Source organism: Ureibacillus thermosphaericus (genome assembly GCF_002370195.2).
In the GTDB taxonomy this organism is placed as follows: Bacteria; Bacillota; Bacilli; order Bacillales_A; family Planococcaceae; genus Ureibacillus; species Ureibacillus thermosphaericus.
The window spans coordinates 421128-444632 of sequence record NZ_AP018335.1 but is presented as its reverse complement, the minus strand read 5'-3'; the positions used below and the strand labels follow the sequence as shown (position 1 = coordinate 444632).

The window sequence follows — 23505 nt, the reverse complement described above, 5'->3', positions numbered from 1 at the left end:
GAATGGAGCAAGTAATGATTATACTTATTGGAATTCTCGTTTCTGTGGCAACCTATTTAATCCTCTCTCGAAATATGATTCGTATCATTATCGGCACTGCGGTGCTATCCCATGCAGTTAATTTGCTCATTATGACGTCAGGGGGATTAAAAACAGGCAACGTGCCACTGCTTGGACATGGAGATGGTCCATTTACTGATGCATTGCCTCAAGCGTTGATTTTAACTGCCATTGTTATTAGCTTTGCTACGACTGCATTTTTACTTGTTTTAGCTTATCGAACATATAAAACGAATGGCTCAGATGATTTTAACGAATTGAGAGGAATGTCAGATGAATAACATCATAGTATTGCCACTGATTATTCCAATATTTACTGCAGTTATTTTGGTATTTTTGAGAAATTATATAGTAGTACAAAGAATGATTACGATTACCACGATGATTGCAGTTAGTATCATATCATTCTTTTTGTTAGAGCTTGTACAAAGAGAAGGAATTATAAAATTGGACTTTAGTGGCTGGAAACCACCTTTTGGAATTTTGTTTGTCGCCGATACTTTTTCAGTGTTAATGGTATTAACCTCAAGCATTGTCACGGTGTTCTGTTTACTTTACGCTTTTTCAACGATAGGCGAACGGCATGAAAATATGTTCATCTATTCGTTTGTTTTATTGTTAGTTGGCGGAGTAAATGGATCCTTCTTAACAGGGGATATCTTTAATCTATTCGTTTGTTTTGAAGTCATGTTAATGGCGTCGTACGTGCTGGTGGCATTGGGAGGGGAAAAGGTACAACTTCGAGAGTCATTAAAATATGTATTAATAAACGTTATTGGATCTTCTATTTTCCTAATTGCTCTCGCTTATTTATACAGTACAGTGAAAACGCTGAATATGGCGCATATAGCCGAGCGAGTTGCTGAAGCCGGACAAGATCCAATGCTAACAACTGTGGCGCTTGTATTGTTTATTGTATTCAGTTTAAAGGCTGGATTAGTGCTATTTTTCTGGTTGCCAGGTTCTTATGTTGTGCCGCCTACTGCTGTACAAGCATTATTTGCAGCGCTGCTAACAAAAGTTGGCGTGTATGCATTGATTCGAACTTTTACATTAATGTTTCCGCATCAACCAGAAGTGACTCATACAATTATCGGAATTTTTGCAGGAGCAACGATTATTTTAGGATGTATGGGTGCGCTTGCTTCACGAAATGTATTAACAATTGCAGCCTACAATATTGTAATTGCTGTAGGTTTCATTTTAATTGGTTTAGCAGTTGGCACGGAATCAGCAATTGCAGGTTCTGTGTATTACTTAATACATGACATGGTAGCAAAAGCGTTATTGTTTTTACTAGTAGGGATGATGGTTTACTTAACGGGTGAAAAGTTAATAGATCATATGAGTGGACTCATTCGAAATTATCCATTATTTGGCTGGATTTATTTTTTAACGATGTTAGCTTTAGTAGGAATTCCACCGCTTAGCGGGTTTGTAGGAAAAGTGTTGATTGGTAAAGGGGCGATTGAAGCTGGATCCTATGTATTATTATTTCTTGGATTTGCATCAAGTCTTGTCGTGTTATTTTCATTGTTAAAAATCTTCCTAAGTTCGTTCTTTGGAGAAACGATTATAACAAATGAAGATAAAAAACCGCTACCGATCTCTTCAATGGCTTCCTTTGTTGCATTAGCCCTTTGCATGATTGCAATTGGTCTAGGTGCAGAACAGCTATTAGTTTATGTACAAAATGCGACAAATATCCTTGTTAATCCATCTATCTATATTGATGCTATTTTAAGTGAAAGTTAGGGGGTGGGAAGGTGTTTTTTGCCCAATTTATTTTAAATTTGTTTATAGCGCTTCTTTGGCTATTGTTCAAAGACGAGCCTACACCGACACTTTCGACTTTTAATACCGGTTTTATCGTTGGGATAGGAATTCTTTATGTAATGCATCGATTTTTTGGCACACAATTTTATTTAGTTCGAGCTATGAAAATTATGAAACTTGTGGTGATATTCTTTAGAGAACTTATTGTTTCAGGTTTTGTTGTAATGAAGCAAATTTTAACTCCCAATTTAAAAATTACACCGGGTATTTTTAAGTACAAGACAATATTGAAAAATGATTGGGAAGTAACGGCTCTTTCGTTGTTGTTAACATTAACTCCTGGTTCTGTAGTGATGGAGATATCAGAATCTGGGGATGAATTGTATATTCATGCGATGGATATTGGACAGAAGGAAGACTTAATTCGCTCATTAGGAAGATTTGAGACCGTGATATTGGAGGTGTCTCGTTAATGATCGATACGATATTGCTAATTTCTCTAGTCTTGTTCATGGTTGCTATTGCACTACATTTAATTCGAATTATTAAAGGCCCAACAATGCCCGACCGAGCAATTGCTCTTGATACAATTGGTGTTAATTTGATTTCATCAATGGCTATACTTTCAATCTTATTAAAAACGACTGCCTTTTTAGAAGCGATTTTAATATTAGGGATTTTAGCGTTTATTGGGACAATTGCTTTTTCTAAATATATAGAGAGAGGTGTCATTATTGAGCGTAAGTCAGATCATTGAGTGGTTCAGTGTCATCATTATTTTCATTGGCTCAATCATTAGTGTGATTAGCGCATTTGGAATGCTTCGTTTTCCTGATGTATATACTCGTGCTCACGCTGTAGCAAAAAGCGCTACACTAGCTGTTCTATCGTGTTTAGTGGGTTCATTCTTTTACATTTGGGTTCAAGATGGATATATAAGTGTTCGATTGTTGTTAGGAATTCTATTTGTATTTATCACTTCACCGGTATCCACTCATCTTGTGATACGAGCAGCCTATCGCTCTGGTGTGCCACTAGCTGAGGGTTCAGGTGAAGACGAATTAAAGCCAGTATTATTTGGAGAGAAAGAACCTTTACCAACTAAACAATCAGAGTAAGTTCGTACTTGATTGTCTAATTGTAAAGAAATAATATAATGAATGGACATTTGGAAAACTAAGAATAGAATTGAGCGAATGGTTTTGAAAAAGTTACTAACACTGATATTGTTAATTGTCGGTTTATATTTATTTTTGTACGTAAATAATCATTGGATTGTCATAACGGAACAAATATATGAATCTGATGAAATTCCTGATTCATTTAACGGTTTTCGAATTACTCAAGTATCTGACTTGCATGATGCTTTATTTGGTGAAAATCAAGAAAAATTAGTTGAAAAAGTACGGGAAACAAATCCAGATGTCATTTTTATTACGGGAGATCTTATTGACAGCAATCGTTATAATTTACAACAGAGTTTATTAGCTGTCCGTGAATTTGTAAAAATCGCGGATGTGTACTATGTAATTGGTAATCATGAAGTAGCAATTAATCAAGTAACGGAAATTTATAATGCCCTTGAGGAAATAGGAGTACATATTTTACCGAACGCTGCGACATGGGTTGAACGGGGAGGAGAAAGAATTGCTATAGCGGGCATTGAAGATCCTCTCAATGGGACTGATACGCAAACTATGTTAAATACTGCATTATCAACTGTTCCAAAAGATATGTTTACAATGCTACTTGCCCATCGTCCGGAAAAGTTTGATATTTATGTAAAAAATGAATTAGACTTGATATTTACAGGACATGCCCATGGAGGTCAAATTAGAATTCCTTTTGTTGGAGGCTTAGTAGCGCCTGGACAAGGGTTTTTCCCTGTATACACTGCGGGATTTTATGAAGAGAATGGGACGACGATGAATGTGAATAGAGGATTAGGCAATAGTGGAGTACCTTATCGAATTTTTAATTTGCCTGAGATTGTCGTTGTAGAGTTAAAGACGAAATAAGCTGTTATGCTCAAAATATAACCGTCTCAAATTGAGGCGGTTTTTTGTTGGTGCGCCCGGCATGTACATGAACTATAGGGTGTAAGTCCCGAACCCCGAAGACAGAAGTAGAGGTTAGCCAAGAGCAAGGGTGTCCGTGGTGACGCGGAATCTGAAGGAAGCTGGAGGCAAAACACCGGTCCGAGGAACACGAACCTCATATAAGGCTAGGTATGATTGAGTGAGTTTGCCAAACAAAACAAAGCTCTTTCTGTCGAAGGTCATATCGAGTAAATGAGGCGGATAGATGGTGTGAAAGTGCATGTACTTACCCGGGGAGGTCTGGCGGATAGGTGAAGTACGCTTCATAACCTACTTAGTGATAAGTAGCTGAACCGTCAGAAGTCAGCAGAGGTCATAGTATTAGTTGGTCTAGAACAACTGAGAAGGACCGAACAATTAAGAGAGAATAGCCCTTGGCATTCAGTGAGTCATGATGAACACAGAAAACGTAGTACCTCACTTGAGGAAGGAAGCGGTGAATCCCGTGGGAGACCTCTTGGAGGGTGGAGTGACCACTGGCATAAGAAGACAAGCTATTCACGGAAGTTATGAAAACTTGCGTCAATTATCTTAATTGAACCGCCGTATACGGAACCGTACGTACGGTGGTGTGAGAGGACGGGAGTTAATCGCTCCCTCCTACTCGATTAAATTGTTTTATGAATATGAGAAGATATTTGACCATTATCCATTTTTGATTATGATTGTAATTAGAATTTTTAGGAATAATTTAAAGGAGAAAATGTATATGAATATCATTGATTTTACAATGGAAGAATTAATTGATCCGACTGGTATAATTGAGGGAAGACGCTACGAATTTTTGTTGGACATAGAAGTGGATGAAGAAGACGAACTATATTCTAGTGCAGGAACACAAATCCGCCTTCTTGTAGGCGATAATGGGGAAGGGCCATTTATTATCAATTATTTTATTATGGATAAGCAAGATGAAAAATATATTGAATTAGCATTAGAGGAAGACGAAGAGCAGTACCTATTAGATTTCTGTAAAGAGCGATTAGCACAACAAGGTGAATAGTATATCATAAGAGAAAAAGACCCTATCATTCATAGAGATGACGGGGTCTTTTATGTATAAATAGGAGTTCGCTTAATATAGATGGTTATGTTGACGAACAAACTAGCATACTAGGAAAATATTTTATAAAAATACATTTTTTTGTAGAATCAAATTCCCTATCATTCAAGAGGAATCTAATAATTACTATTAATGGATTTTACTATTTCCATTCCGTTTTCATAGATTTAATAATATCTATGAATGAATTATCATATATTGAATAAGAGGTTCACAAAATTTTCAGATTATTTTAAAATATTACTATAATTATTGAGATATAACTGTTATAAAGCTCGTAATGATAGCAGTTTGTTTCTTCAAAAATTATATGAATAGTTGGCTTGTTCATAGAGGGGATGGGAAAAGTGACTATATTAAAAGATTTAAAAATTCTCGATTTTTCATCAATGCTTCCTGGGGTTTTTACGACGATGATGTTTGCAGATTTTGGGGCAGACGTCATTCACGTTGAGTCCACACGTAGAGTGGATTTAATGCGCATTATGCCGCCATATGATGATAATAAAGAGTCGTACATTCATCAGCATTTAAATCGCTCCAAAAAATCACTCAAACTAAATTTAAAAACACAAGAAGCAGTGGAAATCGTAAAAAAATTAATCCAAGAATATGACATTGTCATTGAAGGATTTCGGCCTGGTGTAATGGAACGTTTAGGCTTAGATTATGAGTCATTAAAACAAGTAAATCCAAAGCTGATTTATTGTTCTGTCACGGGTTATGGCCAAACAGGACCATATCGCAATCGTCCAGGTCATGATAATAATTATTTATCGATTGCAGGTATACTTGATTATTCACGACACAAAGGGAAAAAACCTGTTTCGATGGGGATACAAATTGCAGATATAGCTGGGGGAACATTACATGCAGCGATAGGTGTGCTTGCATGTGCACTACATCGTGAAAAAACGGGAGAAGGAAAATACATTGATATATCCATGACAGATGCTGTCTTCACAATGAATGCATTATATGGAACAGCCTTTTTAGGAAGCGGTGAGTTACCAAAGGCTGAAGAAGAAATATTAAACGGTGGAACGTTTTATGATTATTATGAAACAAAGGATGGTCGTTATTTTTCAGTAGGTAGTTTAGAGCCGCACTTCCGCAAGTTATTGTGTGAAGCATTAGATATTCCTGAATTAATTCAAAGCACGTTTAATGACTCTACTTATACACAAAAGAGATTTAAAGAGGCAGTAAAAGATGCTTTCTTAACGAAAACTTTTGATGAGTGGTTGGAAGTGTTCAATGAAGATTTTCACGGTTGTGTTGAACCAGTTCTAACCTTTGAAGAGGCTTGCAATCACCCGCAAATTCAAGCTCGAAATATGATTGTCGATGTTCCAAAAGAAGACGGTACAACACAAAAGCAGATTGGAACTGCAATAAAATTTGACGGTGTCGAACCAACCTATAAATTTGTTGGTGCAAAAGTCGGTGAACATACAGTAGAAATTTTAAAATCGCTTGGTTATTCGGATGAGGAGATTGAAACATTCCATCAAATGGGCGTGTTGCAATAAAAATCGTCCCAAAGGTAATGGCTATTACTTTTGGGACGTTTATTTTTGTACAAAACCGGAAACGAAATTACGCAAATCCTCAAAATCTTCTTGTAGTATTAAGTATTTTATATAGATGTTGATTAATTGTTCAAACAGTTCAAATTGTTCTGTGGCGAAAAGAGCTTTCAACAAATTGCAAACATGTTGGGATGTCATTTTAGCAATAGGATAGAAAGGACTTTCAATCTCTTTATATTGTTTTAGCCATTTTTCGATAGATTGTAATACGTGCTGAGGCGAATGATCAACGATGTAAGCAATATCCCGTTGCACAGTTGCTTCAATTTTAAGCAATAAATCTTTATCGAAGACTTTTGCATTTAAAAAATCATAGATGCTTGTACATGAAGCGATTTCATACTCTTTCATCAATTGCAGCACATCGAAATATTGTTCGTTTTTTACAAGAGCATCAATGACAATAAAAAATACTTGTTCTAGGTAATTTTTATCGTATCGTTTTACTAACGATTGTGGCTCAGGTTTTAAGTTAGGTAATATTTCTCCATATTCTATTAATAATTCGATGGAATGATTAATTAAACGATCATTCATGATTAAATATTTTCCATGAGCAATGGTTTTTTCCGTATCAAAATGCTTTGCTCCATCAATTGCTAAAATATACGATAGTAAAGTTTGTTCTTTCTCGGTCAGTGCCCATTCTCCAGATTTCCACGTTCTAATTACATCCGATATCAATTTATTAATTTTTTTATAGTGTCGCTTTCCGCCCATAAAATGAAGGGAGATATTTAATAAATGAAACTCTTTTAACAAATAGGAACGTGGATTTTTATAATCAATATTTTGAATGAATTTATTCATTGTTGTGACCACTTGATTTTTCGTTTGAAAAGATTGAATTAATTGCTTAAATTGATTCATTAAATCAAAGGGATTTTGAATCGTATGTAATGGTGTTTGTAAGAAAATTGAATAAATTTTTTTGGCATACAAATAACGCCAAAAGTCAGGTTTCTGATTATATAGTATATATATGAAATATTTTCTCCCTATTTTATATAAATGAATTTCATTCAATTTAGTAATTGATTTTGAATAATTCGACTTTTTCCCAAAAACTAATTCAATAAAATGTGAAAAGTTAAAAACATTTTTCATGAGTGCATGCTCGAATATTAATTTTTTGCTAGTTGGAGATGAGAAAAATGCGTCGAGTTTCTTTTCAACGTTTTGCAGTTCTATATTCGATAAACGAAACATTTCTTGTGTAAATAAGTCCATTTTTCCCCAGCTGTTTTTAACGGTACTATAAATAACGTTTGTTGCTTCTGTTTTATTGAAAAGAATTTGTTCAAGAGGAATTACGTTGCCAAATATTTTTTCGTCTACTTTATAACTACTGAATTGTTCAATTATTTCTTCAAAAGGCTTGCCTATCTGACCTTTCGTTTTCTGAAAGAGCAGTTCGTCAAATTTGAGCATGCTGCTTCTCCTCCTAAATCACTTAAGATGAATATACCAAAGATTAGAAATAAAAAAAATGCAAAAAAGATTTACCTTTTAGCTAGTTTTGTTTGCTATTCATATTGAAATATCCATCAGATTGCGGGCATCACTGAAAACCAATTGGTGAAGAATCGATCTCTTAGTAAGACTAGCAACTCGAAGAATATGATACATTTAGTATAATGTAATATTGAATGAAGCTACCTATCTAAACTAAGCGAGGTCGCAAAATGTACTACTTATCAATGATTTTTTTCCAAATTGTTGCACCGATTCTTGTATTGCTTGTAGTAGGTGCATTGTTACAGAAGAAATTTCAATTTAACTTAAAAGCATTGTCTCAGCTCGTTACATACTGTTTTATGCCAGCAGCAGTCTTTGTCAATATATATGAAACGACAATTGACATGTCGGTACTTGCACAAGTAGCAATATTTATTGTTTTGTTTATTGGAAGTCAAATGCTGATTAGCCATTACATAGCCAAACTATTAGGTCTTAATCGTTTAGAATCGGCTGTCTTCAAAAATAGTGTTGTGCTCATCAACTCTGGGAACTATGGTATACCTGTTGCACAAATGGTTTTTGCTACTCAACCGATTGGGGTTGCCATTCAAGTAATTCTCGTTATTTTCCAAAATATGACCACGTATACTTACGGCTTGTACAATTTAATTTCTGCGACAAAATCAGGGTTGGAAATTTTAAAGGGCTTTTTGAAAATGCCGATTGTTCATGCATTAATCATTGGGATTATTTTAAATATCGCAGATTTTGAAATTCCCCAAACTTTTCGCATTCCATTGGATCATGTTGCGGAAGGATTTATTGCAGTTGCTTTAATTACGTTAGGGGCTCAATTATCCCAGATTGAAATACGCACAATTATTAACAAAACGATTATTACAAGCTGCTTTACGCGACTAATACTAGGCCCAGCAATTGCACTACTAATCATTTATCTACTTGGAATCGATGGGGTCGTTGCAAAATCTCTATTTATTGCAAGCGCATTTCCTACATCCCGCAACAGCTCAAGTCTAGCTTTAGAATATGATGTGGAATCCAATACTGCCGCACAAACGGTTTTATTCTCTACGATTGTAAGTTGCTTTACGGTAACAATCGTGATATATCTATCCAACATTCTTTTTGGATAAAAAGAAAGCTTAATAAAAGGTCTTAACTACCCCAAAGTGTTAAATCAATTTCAGGATTTCAGGATAGTGATGACAAAAATAAATCCTACCTTGCCGATGATGGTAAGGTAGGATTTTTTATCAATGATTAGTAGATTGATAGATTCATTTGTAAGCGATTTGAAATAGGTTATTTGAACAGTATAATTAATTATTTTTTGACAGAATCTTTATATGGATTTGTTAAATCCATTCCATCTAATGATAAACCAAGTGCTTTTGCAACGCCTTCACCATAGGCAGGGTCTGCTAAGTAGCAGTGTAAAATATGGCGGCGTTTAATATGTTCTTCTACTCCTTCCATAGCGCGAGCCGTATTTTCAAAGAGTCGTTGTTGTTCTTCTGCAGTCATGATGCGGAACAGTTTTCCAGGTTGTTCGAAATAGTTATTGTCATCTTCGCGGAAATCATAAATATCTGCATCTCCCTCAAGAGCTAAAGGTGGCTCTTTCAATTCAGGATGATGTTGCCATTCGCCGTAGCTGTTTGGTTCGTAGCTCAGCGTGCTTCCTAAGTTGCCATCAAAGCGCATTGCACCATCGCGGTGGAATGTGCGGAATGGACATTTTGGAGCGTTAATAGGAAGTAAATAATGGTTTACTCCTAAACGGTAACGTTGTGCATCCGCGTATGCAAAAATACGAGCTTGTAACATGCGGTCTGGTGAATAACCGATACCAGGTACGATGTTTGATGGTGAGAATGCAGCTTGTTCTACATCTGCAAAGTAGTTATCTGGATTTCGATTTAATTCGATTTCACCAACTGGAATGAGAGGGAAATCTTTTTTGTACCATACTTTTGTTAAGTCGAATGGATTGTAAGGCATTTCTTTTGCTTGTTCTTCAGTCATTACTTGGATGTACATTTTCCATTTTGGATAGTCACCATTTTCAATTGCATTGTAAAGGTCGCGTTGATGAGATTCACGGTCTTTACCGATTAATTCAGCTGCTTCTTGATCTGTTAAGTTTTTAATCCCTTGTTGTGTTATGAAATGGAATTTAACCCAAACTCGTTCGTTATCTTCATTAATAAAGCTGTAAGTATGAGAACCGAATCCATGCATGTTGCGGTAGCTTGCAGGGATTCCGCGGTCGGACATTGTAATTGTCACTTGGTGTAATGATTCAGGAAGCAGTGTCCAGAAATCCCAATTGCTATTAGCATTGTGCATATTTGTACGAGGATCGCGTTTTACTACGTGGTTTAAATCGATGAAGTGCAATGGATCGCGGAAAAAGAATACAGGTGTGTTATTACCAACTAAGTCCCAGTTTCCTTCTTCAGTATAGAATTTGATTGCGAAACCGCGGATATCGCGCTCTGCATCAGCTGCACCACGTTCACCAGCAACTGTAGAGAAGCGAATGAATAATGGGGTTTTTTTCCCAACTTGTGAGAACATTTTTGCTTTCGTGTATTTTGTAATGTCATGCGTTACTGTAAATGTACCATGTGCCCCTGAACCTTTTGCGTGCATACGGCGTTCTGGAATTACTTCACGGTTGAAGTTCGCAAGTTTTTCAATTAACCAAACATCTTGTAATAAGACAGGTCCACGTTTGCCTGCTGTCATAGAATCGTGGTTGTTCACAACGGGTGCACCATTTGCTTTTGTAAAGAGTTGGCGTTTATCGTTAATATTAGTCATATCATTGTACCTCCTAAATTGTTCTTCGCTTATGTATTAACTATAACAAATCTAAATAAAAATTTCTACTAAATTAGAATAATTATTTTTAGAAATAATTTATAAAGAGGTAAATATTCTAATCTGAATTGAATTCCTTCAATTACTTGAATGTAATAAAACATAGTAAAAAAGTGAAAGAGAAAAAATAAAGCTAAAAATGGTTGTATTGATTCTATACATGACAAAATAATTGATAATGAATAAAATTATTGTATTCCAGTGAAAAAAGATATTTATTGCAGTACAATGAACTATTGTGTGGTTGATTCAATATAAAAATGTACGGTATGTGATTAAGGAGTATTCTTATGCAATTGATAATTACCTTTACCCTTTTAGTAGTAACAATATTCCTGTTTATATTAAATCGTTTTCGGGGAGATTTAATTGCTATCATGGCGCTACTTGCGTTTGTCACTTTGGGAATCCTTACACCACAAGAGGCGTTGGAAGGGTTTTCTAATTCAGTTGTCATCATGATTGCGGGGTTATTTATAATCGGAACAGGATTAATGCGAACTGGATTAAGTGGTATGGCAGGAAGATTGTTATTGAAGTGGTCTGGAAATAGTGAATTAAAATTGTTTGTATTACTTCTTCTCATTGTTGCGGTTGTCGGTGCTTTTATGAGTAATACAGGTACGGTGGCATTAATGATGCCGATTGTAGTAAGTATTGCATTAAGTATTCAAGTAAGTCCATCTAAGTATTTATTGCCACTATCTTATATGGCCAGCATGTCCGGCCTAATGACGCTCATTGCATCACCTCCAAACTTGATTGTTAGCCAGACTCTTGTGGATTATGGATTTGACAAGTTGGGTTTTTTCGCCATTACACCAATTGGGATGATTGCAGCGGTAGTGGTGATCCTTTATTTAGTATTCGTGCGAAATAAGCTGCTACCAAATAAAAACAAAGGAATTAGTTCAAATAACGCTTATCAGTTGTCTCCAGAGAAGATTGTAGAAGAGTATCATCTAAACGATAAATTATTTAAAGTTTTCGTTCCAATGAATTCAAAAATTGTAGGGAAGAGCCTTGCTGAATTGAAATTACCCTCGACATTCAATGTATATGTGATGAAAATACTGAAACATACAGAAGGATCAAAAGTATTTTCTTATCCTCATCAAATGGTAGCAGGGCCTAGATCTATTATCCATGCTCGAGATGTATTATATGTTCAAGGGGAGCAAGAAGATGTATATCACTTTGTAAAAGATTGTGGTTTGGTAGTTCGTGAATTTGATCGAGAGGAATCGAATGAATTAGTTTCAAAAGATATTGGTGTAGCGGAAGTATTATTAACTCCTCATTCAAGACTGATTGGAAAAAAAGTTGATGAAATTGGATTTAGGGAAAAATACGATGTAAATATAATTGGAATTAATCGAAAAGGAGAATATTTCACAGAGAACATTGCTTCTCAAAGGCTTCGTTTTGGTGATGCAATTTTAGTTCAAGGAACGTGGGATGCGATTGAATTTTTATCCAAGGAAACGCAAGATGTAGTAGTAGTTGGACAACCGAAAGAAATGGCTGGACACATTGCTGCGACAGGAAAAGCCAAAATTGCGGCAGCCATCCTCCTATTTATGGTTGCATTAATGGTATTTGAAGTGTTCGATGCGGTAATTTGTGTATTAATTGGTGCGGTGTTAATGATTATTACTGGTTGTTTACGGAATGTAGATGATGCTTATGATCAAATGAATTTTGAGAGTATCGTATTAGTAGCGGCAATGTTACCGATGGCGACAGCGTTAGAAAAAACCGGTGGAATGACGCTGTTAGCAGATGGCATTATACATGTATTAGGTGGTTTTGGCTCTTATGGTGTATTAGTAGGGGTTTATCTACTGACCATTGTATTCGGACAATTTATTAGTAATACTGCTACTGCTGTTTTGTTTGCTCCAATTGCAATGAACGCCGCTTTGACGATGGATGCGAATCCATATACATTTATGATTGCAGTTGCCGCTGCAAGTGGGATGGCTTTTGCGACACCAATCGCCTCACCAACGAATTCATTAGTATTAACTGCGGGAGGATATACATTTACGGATTTTTTAAAAATCGGAATACCGTTACAATTGATTATGCTTATTGTGATGATGTTCGTTATTCCTTTTATATTTCCGTTATAAGAAAAGGAGTTCCATCATCAAGAAGATGATGCACTCCCTTTATTTTGAATCTAAAATGATTTCAATCAATTCATCGCGATCGATTAAATATACATCGTTTGATTCTGCTAATTTTTGTGCTTGTTTTGTAAAATAGCTGTTTGTAATAACCCAAGCTTCTGTTGCATCGTACATTTTTAAAGCACCGATTACTTCTTGGACTGCTTTTACACCTACACTTCCGGCATATCTTTTCGCCTGAACGGCAATCGTATTTTCTCGGTCCTGTAAAATGAGGTCGGCACCATAATCACCAGAGGTCTTTGTATACGTTACTTTAAAGCCACGTTTTTTAAAAAGCATGCCTAAAAACTCTTCAAATTCTTCGCCTGTCATTTCATCTATTTGCTTAATACCGGCTTTTCGAAGGCGAAAAAAACCTCTTGTTTTCCACCATAGTTTTATAAGGAAAACAGTGAATAAAAAAATTCCTAATGAAATCAGTGTACCTTTCCAAGTTCTTGTAAAGTACCATCCGATGCAACCTACGATTATAAGCAGAAGCCTAAACAATGCACGAGTAAATCGATTTTTCTTTTTAATTCTCTTTGCCAACAGTCTTAACCCCTTACTGCAATTCTCAACCTATATAGTATCATAAAAAAGGGTACGTATGTTTGTGTTTGTTAAATATATCGTTTTTTTGAACTGATGAAGGAAAATACAAATAAAATAATAGAAGTTGCAATAAACAGAATATTCGGCACTGTCCAGCTACCTGTTATTTCTTGAATGAATCCGAACAAAACGGGGCCAACTGCAGCAATTAAATAACCAAAAGACTGAGCAAATCCAGAAATTTCAGATGCTTCATAAGCGTTTCTGGTACGCAACGTAAAAAGCATTAAAACAAGTCCAAAGGAAGCACCAGCCGCAAGTCCTAAAAGCATCATCCAGATGAGTATGGCATCTGTCCATTGGAATAATAGACCACTAAAACCGATGAGATAGCATAGAGTAAAGAAATAGACAATTGGCTGCTGAGATGATAATTTTTCAGCTAGTATTGGAACAAAAAATGTCATGGGCATTTGTGAGAGCTGAAAAACAGATGCCATTAAACCAGCTTTATCTAAACTGAAACCTTGTGATACTAAGATTTCTGGCATCCAAGCAGTGGAGCAGTAAAACAATAAAGACTGCATTCCCATCGCAATTGCAATTGCCCATGCGAGAGGGGATTTCCAAATTCTGTACCCCAATTTGGCCTCTTTTTCTGTTTTGCCTTGTTCTACGTGCTCACTGCGCAGAATAGGAATCCAAGCAATCATTGTAAGCAAACCGAAAATAACAGTACATCCAAGAGCACCTTGCCACCCAGCATGTTCCGCAATAGGTTGGCTAAAAGCGAGAGATGCTGCGGCGGAGATGTTCATTGATACAGTATATATTCCCATTAACAATCCAACATGATATGGATATTTTGCTTTAAAAAAACTCGGGAACAATACATTTGCAAAAGAAATAGCAACACCTATTAATATCGTACCGATAATAAGTAAGGGGATATTTCCGGCTGATCTCAAAATAATTCCGATTGTTAAAAGAATCAATGAGCAGAACAAGGTATATTCCATGCTAAATTTACGTGAAATCTTTGGTGCGAAGGGAGAAACAATAGCAAAAGCAAGAAGCGGAATCGTCGTTAAAAATCCTGCTAAAGTATTGGAAATGCCTAAATCCTCTCGAATATAGGAGATGATAGACCCAACTCCCGTTATCGGAGTTCTTACGGTCGTAGCGAAAAAGATGATGGCTATGAAAAAAATAAAGGTTGTAAAAGTAAAATGGAGTTTTTTAACAGAACTTTCGTGTTCTATCTTCATAAAAAAGACCTCCAATAATTCAAAATAACCAAAATAGTGTTATATTAATAAAGTGCCTTCTTGAACAGATACAAGAATAATAATACCTTTCAATTGTAAGTTTTGGTAGAAGAATGCTTTTTTAATAATAACTCAACTTTCGCAGACTGAAATTGGCAAATAAGCCTTGATATAGCTAGGAAGGTTGGATATCCACTGTTCTAGTTGACTTTGAATTAATTTTTTGATTTTCTTGTTGGTCTGTTTTATTACATCTTGAAGAAGCTCGATTAACTGCTGCAATGCGACAGCCCAATCAAGTTCATTTACTTCATCACATAGTTCATAAAACAGACCACCAATTGTTCGTTCATCCGTATTACAACGATTCTGCCAAGAGAGTACAATAAAACGTGTAAATACAATCGTTGTATGGGCAATAAGCGCATCATATGAACGACTTTGGAACTCTTTTTCAAGTTTTAAAAGGGATTTGGTTGTCTTAAAGAAAACCTCGATATCCCAGCGCATTCCGTAGATTCGCACAATTTCTTGTTCGGAGAGCGTGCAATCGGTACTAAGGATGGCAAGCCACTCACTTTTCTTATTTCTATTTTGAATGAATACCACTTTAACGGGTGTCCCGTTAGCCATTGTTGTATGAATTGAACGAAGAACTCCTTTCCCGGATGGAACAGGTACAGCTAAGCGATAAAGTTGCTTTAGTGAAACCATTTTATCGTTTACGTTATAGCGTTGTTTTGTTTCTTTAACCATCCCTATGACATCTAATCCTTGATCGACAATCGCTTTAACAAGTGGTGGCAAGGTAAACCAAGAATCCATAAGAACATAGCTGGCTTCGATTCCACTCGTTAATGCACGCTTAATCATATCAGGAATCTGTTCAGGCTCTGTTTGAAGTGCATTTTGTCTACGTTTATAGCCACATGTGCGTTTATCAATGTGATCAGAAATACCATTGATTTGTGACTTTCTCGAACTGACTAAAGAAAAGTCAATTGGCATAAATGTATGGCCATCTGACCAACCCAAAGTAAGCATACGAAAACCTTTATAAAAGCGCATTTTAAGTGAAGCATGATCAAAACAACGAGCGAGCAATTCGACCTTTTTACTGCGATTTCGATCATAGGAAGAATCATCAATAATGAACACTTTTGGTCGTGTTCGATTCGTAAGACTTGCCACTTTTCGAATGGTAAAAGTGCTCAATAGTAATAAAAAGCGGCGCCAGTTGAACGTTGCTTGGTTTAAAAAACGATAAACAGCGTCCTTAGCTGGAAATTGATCTGCTTTCTTTGAATCCAGTAGGGAAAACCAATTTCTATGTTGAAAAATCAAACAAAAAATAAGTTGAAATAAGTAAGAACAGCTAAAGCCAAACGATTTTTTAATTCCTGCTTGGCGTAGATGCTTATTTATTTCAAGCTCAGAAAAAACAGAGTCAAGTTCTTTTGGTAGTTGATTAAATTGGCTATTTTGGTTTATCATATAGGGGACACCTCTTCTGTATGGTAGTGTTTTTCATCAATTACACTATACCAAAGAACGAGGTGTTTTTTCATGATTATTTAAATTTGTCAACGAATATATTTGATAAACTCTGGTTTCAATAAAACCAATGATTAATGCTTATTTTTTAGGTGCGAAAGTTGAGTAATAACTAAAAATTTTTTCAATAAGGAAATAATGTAAGAATAGAGGAATTGGAGTTAAAAGGAGATTTACCATGGGAAAAGAGATTGAAAATGATAGACAACTGAGACGAGGATTGAAAAGTAGGCATATTACAATGATTAGTTTAGGAGGAACCATTGGAACAGGATTGTTTCTAGCCAGTGGAGCATCCGTTGCCCAAGCAGGGCCAGGGGGAGCTTTAGTAGCGTATGCCTTAATCGGGTTCATGGTTTATTTTTTAATGACAAGTTTAGGGGAAATGGCTGCCTACATGCCTTCTTCAGGTTCATTTAGTACATATGCAACAAAATTTGTGGATCCTGCCTTTGGATTTGCAATGGGGTGGAACTACTGGTACAACTGGGCAATTACAATTGCTGCAGAAATTTCAGCTGTAAATTTAATTATGAAATTCTGGTTCCCTAATAGTTCATCAGCTTTGTGGACAATCCTTTTCATTGTAGTCGTATTAACTTTTAACATATTATCAGTCAATATGTATGGCGAAAGTGAATATTGGTTTGCCATGATTAAAGTAGCTACAGTGATCATCTTTATTATTACTTCCTTCTTAATGATTTTTGGCATTATTGGTGGAGAGCCAGTCGGTTTAACAAATTTCTTTATAGATGAGGCTCCGTTTAATGGTGGTTTTCTAGCGATATTCGGAATCTTTTTAGCTGCGGGATTTTCTTTCCAAGGAACAGAATTGTTAGGAATTACAGCAGGAGAGACTGAAGATCCTGGGAAAAATATACCGAAAGCTGTACGTTCGGTATTTTGGCGTATATTACTATTCTATATATTAGCCATTCTTGCAATTGGATTATTAATTCCTTATACAGACCCACGACTATTATCAGAAGATGTAGCGGTATCACCATTTACTTTAGTATTCGATAAATTAGGGATTGCCTTTGCTGCTTCTGTGATGAATGCCATCATTTTAACTGCTATGCTTTCAGCTGGGAATTCAGGTTTATATGCTTCTTCACGTATGTTATGGCAATTGGCTGTAGACGGAAAAGCTCCGAAGATTTTTGCCAAACTAAATCGTCGAGGTGTACCAATTTATGCCTTACTTGCAACTCTTGCAGTAGGTTGTTTAGCCTTTCTATCTTCCTTCTTTGGGGATGGAATAGTTTATATGTGGCTATTAAATGCATCTGGGTTATCAGGTTTTATTGCTTGGGTTGGTATTGCCATTAGCCATTATCGATTCCGAAAAGCATATATTAAACAAGGAAGAGACTTAAATGATTTACCTTACAAATCACCTTTATATCCATTTGGGTCACTGTTTGCATTAACTTTATGTTTAATCGTCATCATTGGGCAAAATTATACGGCTTTTATCGGAACAATCGATTGGTATGGAATTGCGGTTTCGTACATCGGAATTCCTTTGTTTATCATCTTTTGGTTAGGGTATAAGATTAAACACAAAACAAAATTGATTCCGCTTGAGGAATGTAATTTAGATGTAGAGAAAAAGTAAGCCAACAACAAAAGGATATATAAGAGGCTAAATCTGTTGTTATAATGGGAAAAATGGAAAGTTTTAAGGGTTTTTCTGTCTAATCAAGTGAAAAAGATCAAAAGACTGGTAAAGGATGAGTAAAATGACGGTCTCCGTGGGTTTTTTCAGAAAAATATACGAATGGGTTGTGGATGGGCATTCTGACGATATTCAATATCGGCCATTTCAAGTGGATGGGAACCCTTATAAATCGAGAGTATTTTTAGTCGGTTTATATCCGGAATCACTAGCTTATTTTGATTTAAATGATATAAAAATGTATGCTGATTCACTCGTTGATGGAGAATTGTTTGAACAATTAAACGGACTTGAAATCATTGCAGCTTCTCGGGAATATAAAGGTAGCTTGAATTTTGCACAATGGATGAAAAAAGAATTTAATGAAAACGTTGTTTTGACGAATGTAAATTGTCTTCTTGCAAAGGATTATAAACAGTTTAAGCAAATGAAAAAAGAAAATCATTTACTATATCTCTCGGGAAAACAGTTGTTTGAAAAAGTGCTGAATGAATTTTCACCAGAAATTATCATCATTCAAGGTTCTAAAGCGTTTGATGAATTTCGAGAAATTTATCAAGAACGTTTGATTCATAAAGTAGAAACGTTTGAGACAGGTACTGTACAAGAACTTGAAAAATTAGGAGTAATTGCAGAATATCCCCTCGAAAACGGTGAGGATGTCAAAGTTATTGCATGCCGTAATATGTCTTACTTTGGCAAAGAAGGAGCAGCGTTTGGAACTGTAAAAGAAGTAATTAGCCGCCTGTTGAAATAGTTTTTTGTGATAGTTTAGAAAAAACAGAAAATACGAACAATTTATCTGCTTGTTAGTTGAAATTTCACCGATTTCCGAATAATACATGTGTTTATTTTAAGAAATATCTTGCATTCGACATATGACGTGTTTATAATAATAAACATTCAAAAATAAATAAATACCACACTCATATAATCGCGGGAATATGGCTCGCAAGTTTCTACCGACTTACCGTAAATAAGTCGACTATGAGGGGATTGTCTAGATTTGTCGGATGTTAGTACATATGCACAAGTCTATGTGCTTTCGATATACTCGAAAGGCTTATTCCTCATAGGAAAGGTCTTTCGAGTTTTTTTATTAAAGAAATGATGAAAGGGCGAATTTTTAATGGATTTGTTAAAAGAAAAAATAGCTCAAGAAGGGAAAGTGCTTTCGGACACTGTGCTAAAAGTGGATTCTTTTTTAAATCATCAAATTGATCCGCTTTTAATGAGAGAAATTGGCGAAGAATTTGCGAATCGATTTAAGGATGTAGTGATTACAAAAATTTTAACAATTGAATCTTCCGGTATCGCACCTGCGACGATGTTAGGTTTGACTATTGGTGCAGAGGTAGTATTTGCACGCAAGAAAAAATCTTTAACTTTATCTGAAAATTTATATACTTCGCAAGTTTACTCATTTACAAAACAAGAAACAAACGAAATATCCGTTTCAAAAGACTTTTTATCCCCAGACGATAATGTGTTAATCATCGATGATTTTTTAGCAAATGGTGAGGCGGTAAAAGGATTATTGGATATAGCTAAACAAGCAGGGTGTAAAATCGTTGGAGTTGGCATTGTGATTGAAAAAGGATTCCAAAATGGTGGGAAAGCGTTGCGAGAACAAGGTATTCGTGTAGAGTCTTTAGCCATTATCAAATCTTTAAAAAATAACACAATCGAGTTTGCTGAATAATTGATTGTTTAATTATTTCGAGGAGGAACATGATTTCATGACGAATGGAAAAGCAATTACCCTAGGTATACAGCATTTATTAGCGATGTATGCTGGAGCTATTTTAGTACCGTTAATTATTGGGAGTTCATTAGGGTTTGATGAGCAGCAGCTAACGTATTTAGTGGCAATTGATATTATGATGTGTGGCGTCGCTACCTTGTTACAGGTAATGAGGGGGAAAGCTTTCGGAATTGGTTTGCCTGTCGTATTAGGATGTACATTTACTGCGGTATTTCCGATTATTTCAATTGGCCAGAGTAAAGGTATCGGTGCGATTTATGGAGCTATTATTGCTTCTGGATTTCTTATTATTCTCATATCAGGAGTATTCGGAAAGTTAGTAAAATTTTTCCCTCCTGTTGTGACAGGTTCTGTTGTTACAATTATCGCAATTTCATTAGTTCCAGTTGCCATGAATAACATGGGCGGAGGACAGGGAGCACCAGATTTTGCTTCGGCTTCCAACCTTACATTAGCGTTAGTTACTCTCATAATGATCTTATTGATTTATAGATTTACAACAGGCTTTATTCGTTCCATCTCCATATTATTAGGCTTAGTGTTCGGAACAATTATAGGTATTTTTATGGGGAAAGTTGATTTTTCGCCTGTATTAGAAGCAGGATGGTTCCATATGGTACAACCATTTTATTTTGGAACGCCAACCTTCGACTTGGCTTCAATCCTTACAATGACGCTTGTTGCGATGGTTTCGTTAGTAGAATCGAGTGGTGTTTATTTTGCATTAGGCGATATTGAGAAAAAGTCAATTTCAGCAAGTGATTTGGCACGCGGCTATCGATCAGAAGGATTGGCTTCAATCATTGGTGGAATCTTTAATGCATTTCCATATACAACGTTTTCACAAAATGTTGGATTAATTAAAATGACAGGGGTAAAAGATCGAAAAGTCATCATTATTACTGGGGTAATGCTCGTTGCTTTAGGCTTTTTACCAAAAATCGCAGCACTAACAACAATTATTCCAACTGCTGTACTAGGTGGTGCTATGCTTGCAATGTTTGGAATGGTATTGACACAAGGTATTACAATGCTTGCACCTGAAATTTTGAAATCACCAGAAAACACGATGATTGTCGCAATTTCTGTAGCTTTAGGTGCAGGTGTTGCATTTGTACCAAATATTTTTGAAGTATTGCCAGGTAGTTTATCCATTTTAACGTCTAATGGAATTGTTTGCGGTTCGTTATCAGCGATTGTGTTAAACATCATATTTAATATGATTGGTCCAAAAAAAGTAGATTCCATGTATGCAACAACAGCAGAAGAGTAATATAGAAAAGAAATAACCGACGAGCCAATTGCTCGTCGGTTATTTCTTTTTAAGGGGTATGTTAAGGGATGAAAACACAAATTTAGAAATTTAAGCATTTGGATAAATCATCTTTTTCGGATCTACATATTCATCGAATTGTTCTTCTGTTAGTAAGCCAAGAGAAAGTGCAGCTTCTTTTAAAGTAGTGCCTTCCGCATGTGCTTTTTTCGCTATTTTTGCTGCATTTTCATAACCGATGTAAGGATTTAATGCAGTAACAAGCATTAAAGAATTTTCTAAGTTGCGCTCAAGTACTTCATGGTTCGGTTCAATGCCTATAGCACATTTGTCGTTGAAGGATTTCATTGCATCAGCTAAAAGTCGGGCTGATTGAAGGAAGTTATAAATAATGACAGGTTTAAATACGTTCAATTCAAAGTTTCCTTGACTAGCAGCAAAAGCAATCGTTGCATCGTTACCGATTACCTGAGTAACAACCATCGTCAAAGCTTCAGATTGAGTAGGATTTACTTTACCAGGCATAATCGAACTTCCTGGCTCATTTGCAGGAATAATAATTTCACCAATACCACTACGAGGGCCGCTAGCAAGCCATCTAACATCGTTCGCAATTTTCATTAAGTCTACAGCTAAGGCTTTTAAAGCACCATGTGCAGCAACAATTTCATCGTGGCTTGTTAATGCATGGAATTTATTTTCAGAGGAAACAAATTGTTTACCTGTTATTTTACTAATTTCGTCTGCCACCATGTCTCCGAATTTTGGATGAGCATTGATACCAGTACCAACTGCAGTACCACCGATGGCTAAGCTCTTTAAATACTCGGTATTATGTTTAATCATTTGTTCTGAGCGTTCTAGCATATAGTACCAACCGCTAATTTCTTGTCCAAGTGTTAAAGGTGTTGCGTCTTGTAAGTGGGTACGACCAATTTTAATAATATCTTTGAAAGCTTCTGATTTTTCTTTTAATGTATTTTTCAAAAGTTGTAATCGAGGTAACAAATAGTCTTCTACCATTTCAACAGCAGCGATATGTAATGCTGTCGGGAATGTATCGTTCGAACTTTGACTCATGTTGACATCATCATTTGGATGAACTTTCTCCGATGATCCTTGTTCAATTAATAATTGATTTGCACGGTAAGCAATAACTTCATTCACGTTCATGTTAGATTGAGTACCGCTACCTGTTTGCCAAACAACTAGTGGAAATTGGTCATCCCATTTACCTTCTAGAATTTCATCTGCTGCAGAAATTATGGCATCTGCTTTTGCTGGTGGCAATTTATTTAATTTTTTATTGGCGATCGCTGCAGATTTTTTTAGTATTGCCAATGCTCGAATGACTTCTATTGGCATTTTTTCATCGCCAATTTGGAAGTTTTCTTTACTACGTTGTGTTTGGGCGCCCCAAATCTTATTTGCAGGTACACGGACTTCACCTAACGTATCTTTTTCTATACGATATTTCATTTTGTACAACTCCTTTGTATTAGTATATGTATTTCAAATAAAAAAATAGTATTGATTATAGAATTTTGGCTGCAACATAATAGTTGCAGCCTAGAAATGTCTATATAGGGGGATATAGACATAATTTGGAGAAAATAAAATGGAAAATATTATTCCCGAGATATATTTTGGGGGGTTCAGCTCGGAAATTTTCTATTTACGATAATGATAATCATTATCAATTAAATTGTCAACAGGAAATTCAAAAAAATTTGAAAAAATCACCATTCAGCTCTTTCTAATTCTTCTGCAATGATTTGCAAATCGTAAGACGTAATCACAAATAGTTCATATGGATTGCGTTCCATGTATTTCTCAACCAGTCGCTTTAAATATTTTGGAGATCCTTCATGTTCTTCATCATAGACAAGTAATAGGGCATCGGTATTTTGAATAATAAATTTATCTTTTTCAACAAATTGCCAAGGTGCTTCATATGGTTTTTTTGTTATACTTGTCACAAAATCTGCTTGACTAATAATGTAAGCGTATTGTTGTTGTCTTTGTTCATTCCAATTTTTCTCGATATCTAAAAAAGGTGTAATAACGGAATATTTCAATTGAGGAAATTCATTTTTTAGTTCAATGACAACTTCTGCAGTCCATATTTCAATACCGAGTTGTCCACTGACGACGACCCATTCTAATCCATCCTCAATCATACTTCTCAATTCATTCTCAATGGCTTTTTCTGTGAAAATAATTTAATTCCACTTAGCCCATGAATAGCTTCAATCTATTGAGGGTAATATA

Annotated in this window: 22 protein-coding genes and 1 riboswitch; of the genes, 15 read left to right on the top strand and 7 right to left on the bottom strand. The window is 35.6% G+C overall.

Features of this window, described 5'->3' with window-relative positions; genetic code table 11:
• Positions 1 to 2 precede the first annotated feature (2 nt).
• The 9 genes from UtA1_RS02095 to UtA1_RS02060 all read left to right on the top strand — a co-directional run bounded on the left by UtA1_RS02095 (position 3) and on the right by UtA1_RS02060 (position 6530).
• Complete coding sequence (locus tag UtA1_RS02095) at positions 3 to 341, top strand: Na(+)/H(+) antiporter subunit C (protein WP_016837586.1); 339 nt, start codon at positions 3 to 5, stop codon at positions 339 to 341.
• A complete protein-coding gene (locus tag UtA1_RS02090) occupies positions 334 to 1815 on the top strand; it encodes a Na+/H+ antiporter subunit D (RefSeq protein WP_096549903.1) in 1482 nt (493 codons plus the stop codon). Before UtA1_RS02095 ends, UtA1_RS02090 begins: the two co-directional genes overlap by 8 nt.
• Positions 1816 to 1826: 11 nt before the next feature.
• Positions 1827 to 2309, top strand: coding sequence for a Na+/H+ antiporter subunit E (locus UtA1_RS02085; protein ID WP_096549902.1), 483 nt, complete (start codon positions 1827 to 1829; stop codon positions 2307 to 2309).
• Positions 2309 to 2593 (top strand): Na(+)/H(+) antiporter subunit F1, encoded by a 285-nt coding sequence (locus tag UtA1_RS02080; RefSeq protein WP_096549901.1) that lies wholly within the window; start codon positions 2309 to 2311, stop codon positions 2591 to 2593. The genes UtA1_RS02085 and UtA1_RS02080 overlap by 1 nt, the downstream gene beginning before the upstream one ends.
• Positions 2571 to 2954, top strand: coding sequence for a Na+/H+ antiporter subunit G (locus UtA1_RS02075; protein ID WP_096549900.1), 384 nt, complete (start codon positions 2571 to 2573; stop codon positions 2952 to 2954). Before UtA1_RS02080 ends, UtA1_RS02075 begins: the two co-directional genes overlap by 23 nt.
• An 84-nt stretch (positions 2955 to 3038) precedes the next feature.
• Positions 3039 to 3854 (top strand): metallophosphoesterase, encoded by an 816-nt coding sequence (locus UtA1_RS02070; RefSeq protein ID WP_026019012.1) that lies wholly within the window; start codon positions 3039 to 3041, stop codon positions 3852 to 3854.
• 472 nt (positions 3855 to 4326) lie between these two features.
• Complete coding sequence (locus tag UtA1_RS16940) at positions 4327 to 4470, top strand: hypothetical protein (RefSeq protein ID WP_172597780.1); 144 nt, start codon at positions 4327 to 4329, stop codon at positions 4468 to 4470.
• A gap of 174 nt (positions 4471 to 4644) precedes the next feature.
• On the top strand, positions 4645 to 4938 hold the full coding sequence (locus UtA1_RS02065; RefSeq protein WP_016837592.1) for a DUF6509 family protein: 294 nt from the start codon (positions 4645 to 4647) through the stop codon (positions 4936 to 4938).
• A gap of 407 nt (positions 4939 to 5345) precedes the next feature.
• On the top strand, positions 5346 to 6530 hold the full coding sequence (locus UtA1_RS02060; RefSeq protein ID WP_016837593.1) for a CaiB/BaiF CoA transferase family protein: 1185 nt from the start codon (positions 5346 to 5348) through the stop codon (positions 6528 to 6530).
• Between the two features lie 39 nt (positions 6531 to 6569).
• Here UtA1_RS02060 and UtA1_RS02055 read toward each other — a convergent pair whose 3' ends face one another.
• Entirely contained in the window at positions 6570 to 8021 is a 1452-nt protein-coding gene (locus UtA1_RS02055) for a hypothetical protein (RefSeq protein WP_096549899.1), read from the bottom strand.
• A 254-nt stretch (positions 8022 to 8275) separates the two neighbouring features.
• Between UtA1_RS02055 and UtA1_RS02050 the strand changes: the two genes are divergently transcribed.
• On the top strand, positions 8276 to 9205 hold the full coding sequence (locus UtA1_RS02050) for an AEC family transporter (RefSeq protein ID WP_096549898.1): 930 nt from the start codon (positions 8276 to 8278) through the stop codon (positions 9203 to 9205).
• 190 nt (positions 9206 to 9395) lie between these two features.
• Here UtA1_RS02050 and UtA1_RS02045 read toward each other — a convergent pair whose 3' ends face one another.
• The gene (locus tag UtA1_RS02045; RefSeq protein ID WP_016837596.1) at positions 9396 to 10898 is read right to left on the bottom strand and encodes a catalase; all 1503 of its coding nucleotides are present in this window, start codon (positions 10896 to 10898) and stop codon (positions 9396 to 9398) included.
• 350 nt (positions 10899 to 11248) lie between these two features.
• On the opposite strand from UtA1_RS02045, the gene UtA1_RS02040 reads away from it, so the two are divergent.
• Positions 11249 to 13093: an SLC13 family permease gene (locus tag UtA1_RS02040; protein ID WP_096549897.1), complete on the top strand. Its 1845-nt coding sequence runs from the start codon at positions 11249 to 11251 to the stop codon at positions 13091 to 13093.
• Between the two features lie 39 nt (positions 13094 to 13132).
• Here the strand turns inward: UtA1_RS02040 and UtA1_RS02035 are convergent, their stop codons facing one another.
• The 3 genes from UtA1_RS02035 to UtA1_RS02025 form a co-directional block, all read right to left on the bottom strand.
• A complete protein-coding gene (locus tag UtA1_RS02035) occupies positions 13133 to 13687 on the bottom strand; it encodes a restriction endonuclease (protein WP_096549896.1) in 555 nt (184 codons plus the stop codon).
• Between the two features lie 71 nt (positions 13688 to 13758).
• Positions 13759 to 14958, bottom strand: coding sequence for a CynX/NimT family MFS transporter (locus UtA1_RS02030; RefSeq protein ID WP_096549895.1), 1200 nt, complete (start codon positions 14956 to 14958; stop codon positions 13759 to 13761).
• A gap of 132 nt (positions 14959 to 15090) precedes the next feature.
• Complete coding sequence (locus UtA1_RS02025) at positions 15091 to 16452, bottom strand: IS4 family transposase (RefSeq protein ID WP_096549894.1); 1362 nt, start codon at positions 16450 to 16452, stop codon at positions 15091 to 15093.
• A gap of 238 nt (positions 16453 to 16690) precedes the next feature.
• On the opposite strand from UtA1_RS02025, the gene UtA1_RS02020 reads away from it, so the two are divergent.
• From UtA1_RS02020 to UtA1_RS02005, 4 genes are all read left to right on the top strand, one after another.
• Positions 16691 to 18136, top strand: a complete 1446-nt coding sequence (locus UtA1_RS02020; protein WP_016837600.1) for an amino acid permease — start codon at positions 16691 to 16693, stop codon at positions 18134 to 18136.
• Positions 18137 to 18260: 124 nt separating this feature from the next.
• A complete protein-coding gene (locus tag UtA1_RS02015) occupies positions 18261 to 18953 on the top strand; it encodes a hypothetical protein (protein WP_096549893.1) in 693 nt (230 codons plus the stop codon).
• A 149-nt stretch (positions 18954 to 19102) separates the two neighbouring features.
• Positions 19103 to 19204, top strand: a riboswitch (purine riboswitch).
• 121 nt (positions 19205 to 19325) lie between these two features.
• Entirely contained in the window at positions 19326 to 19898 is a 573-nt protein-coding gene (locus UtA1_RS02010; RefSeq protein ID WP_096549892.1) for a xanthine phosphoribosyltransferase, read from the top strand.
• Positions 19899 to 19935: 37 nt separating this feature from the next.
• A complete protein-coding gene (locus UtA1_RS02005; RefSeq protein ID WP_096549891.1) occupies positions 19936 to 21234 on the top strand; it encodes a nucleobase:cation symporter-2 family protein in 1299 nt (432 codons plus the stop codon).
• 90 nt (positions 21235 to 21324) lie between these two features.
• On the opposite strand, the gene fumC is transcribed toward UtA1_RS02005, so the two are convergent.
• On the bottom strand, positions 21325 to 22713 hold the full coding sequence (gene fumC / locus UtA1_RS02000; protein WP_096549890.1) for a class II fumarate hydratase: 1389 nt from the start codon (positions 22711 to 22713) through the stop codon (positions 21325 to 21327).
• A 260-nt stretch (positions 22714 to 22973) separates the two neighbouring features.
• On the bottom strand, positions 22974 to 23414 hold the full coding sequence (locus UtA1_RS01995; RefSeq protein WP_232019926.1) for an SLOG family protein: 441 nt from the start codon (positions 23412 to 23414) through the stop codon (positions 22974 to 22976).
• Positions 23415 to 23505: the final 91 nt, after the last annotated feature.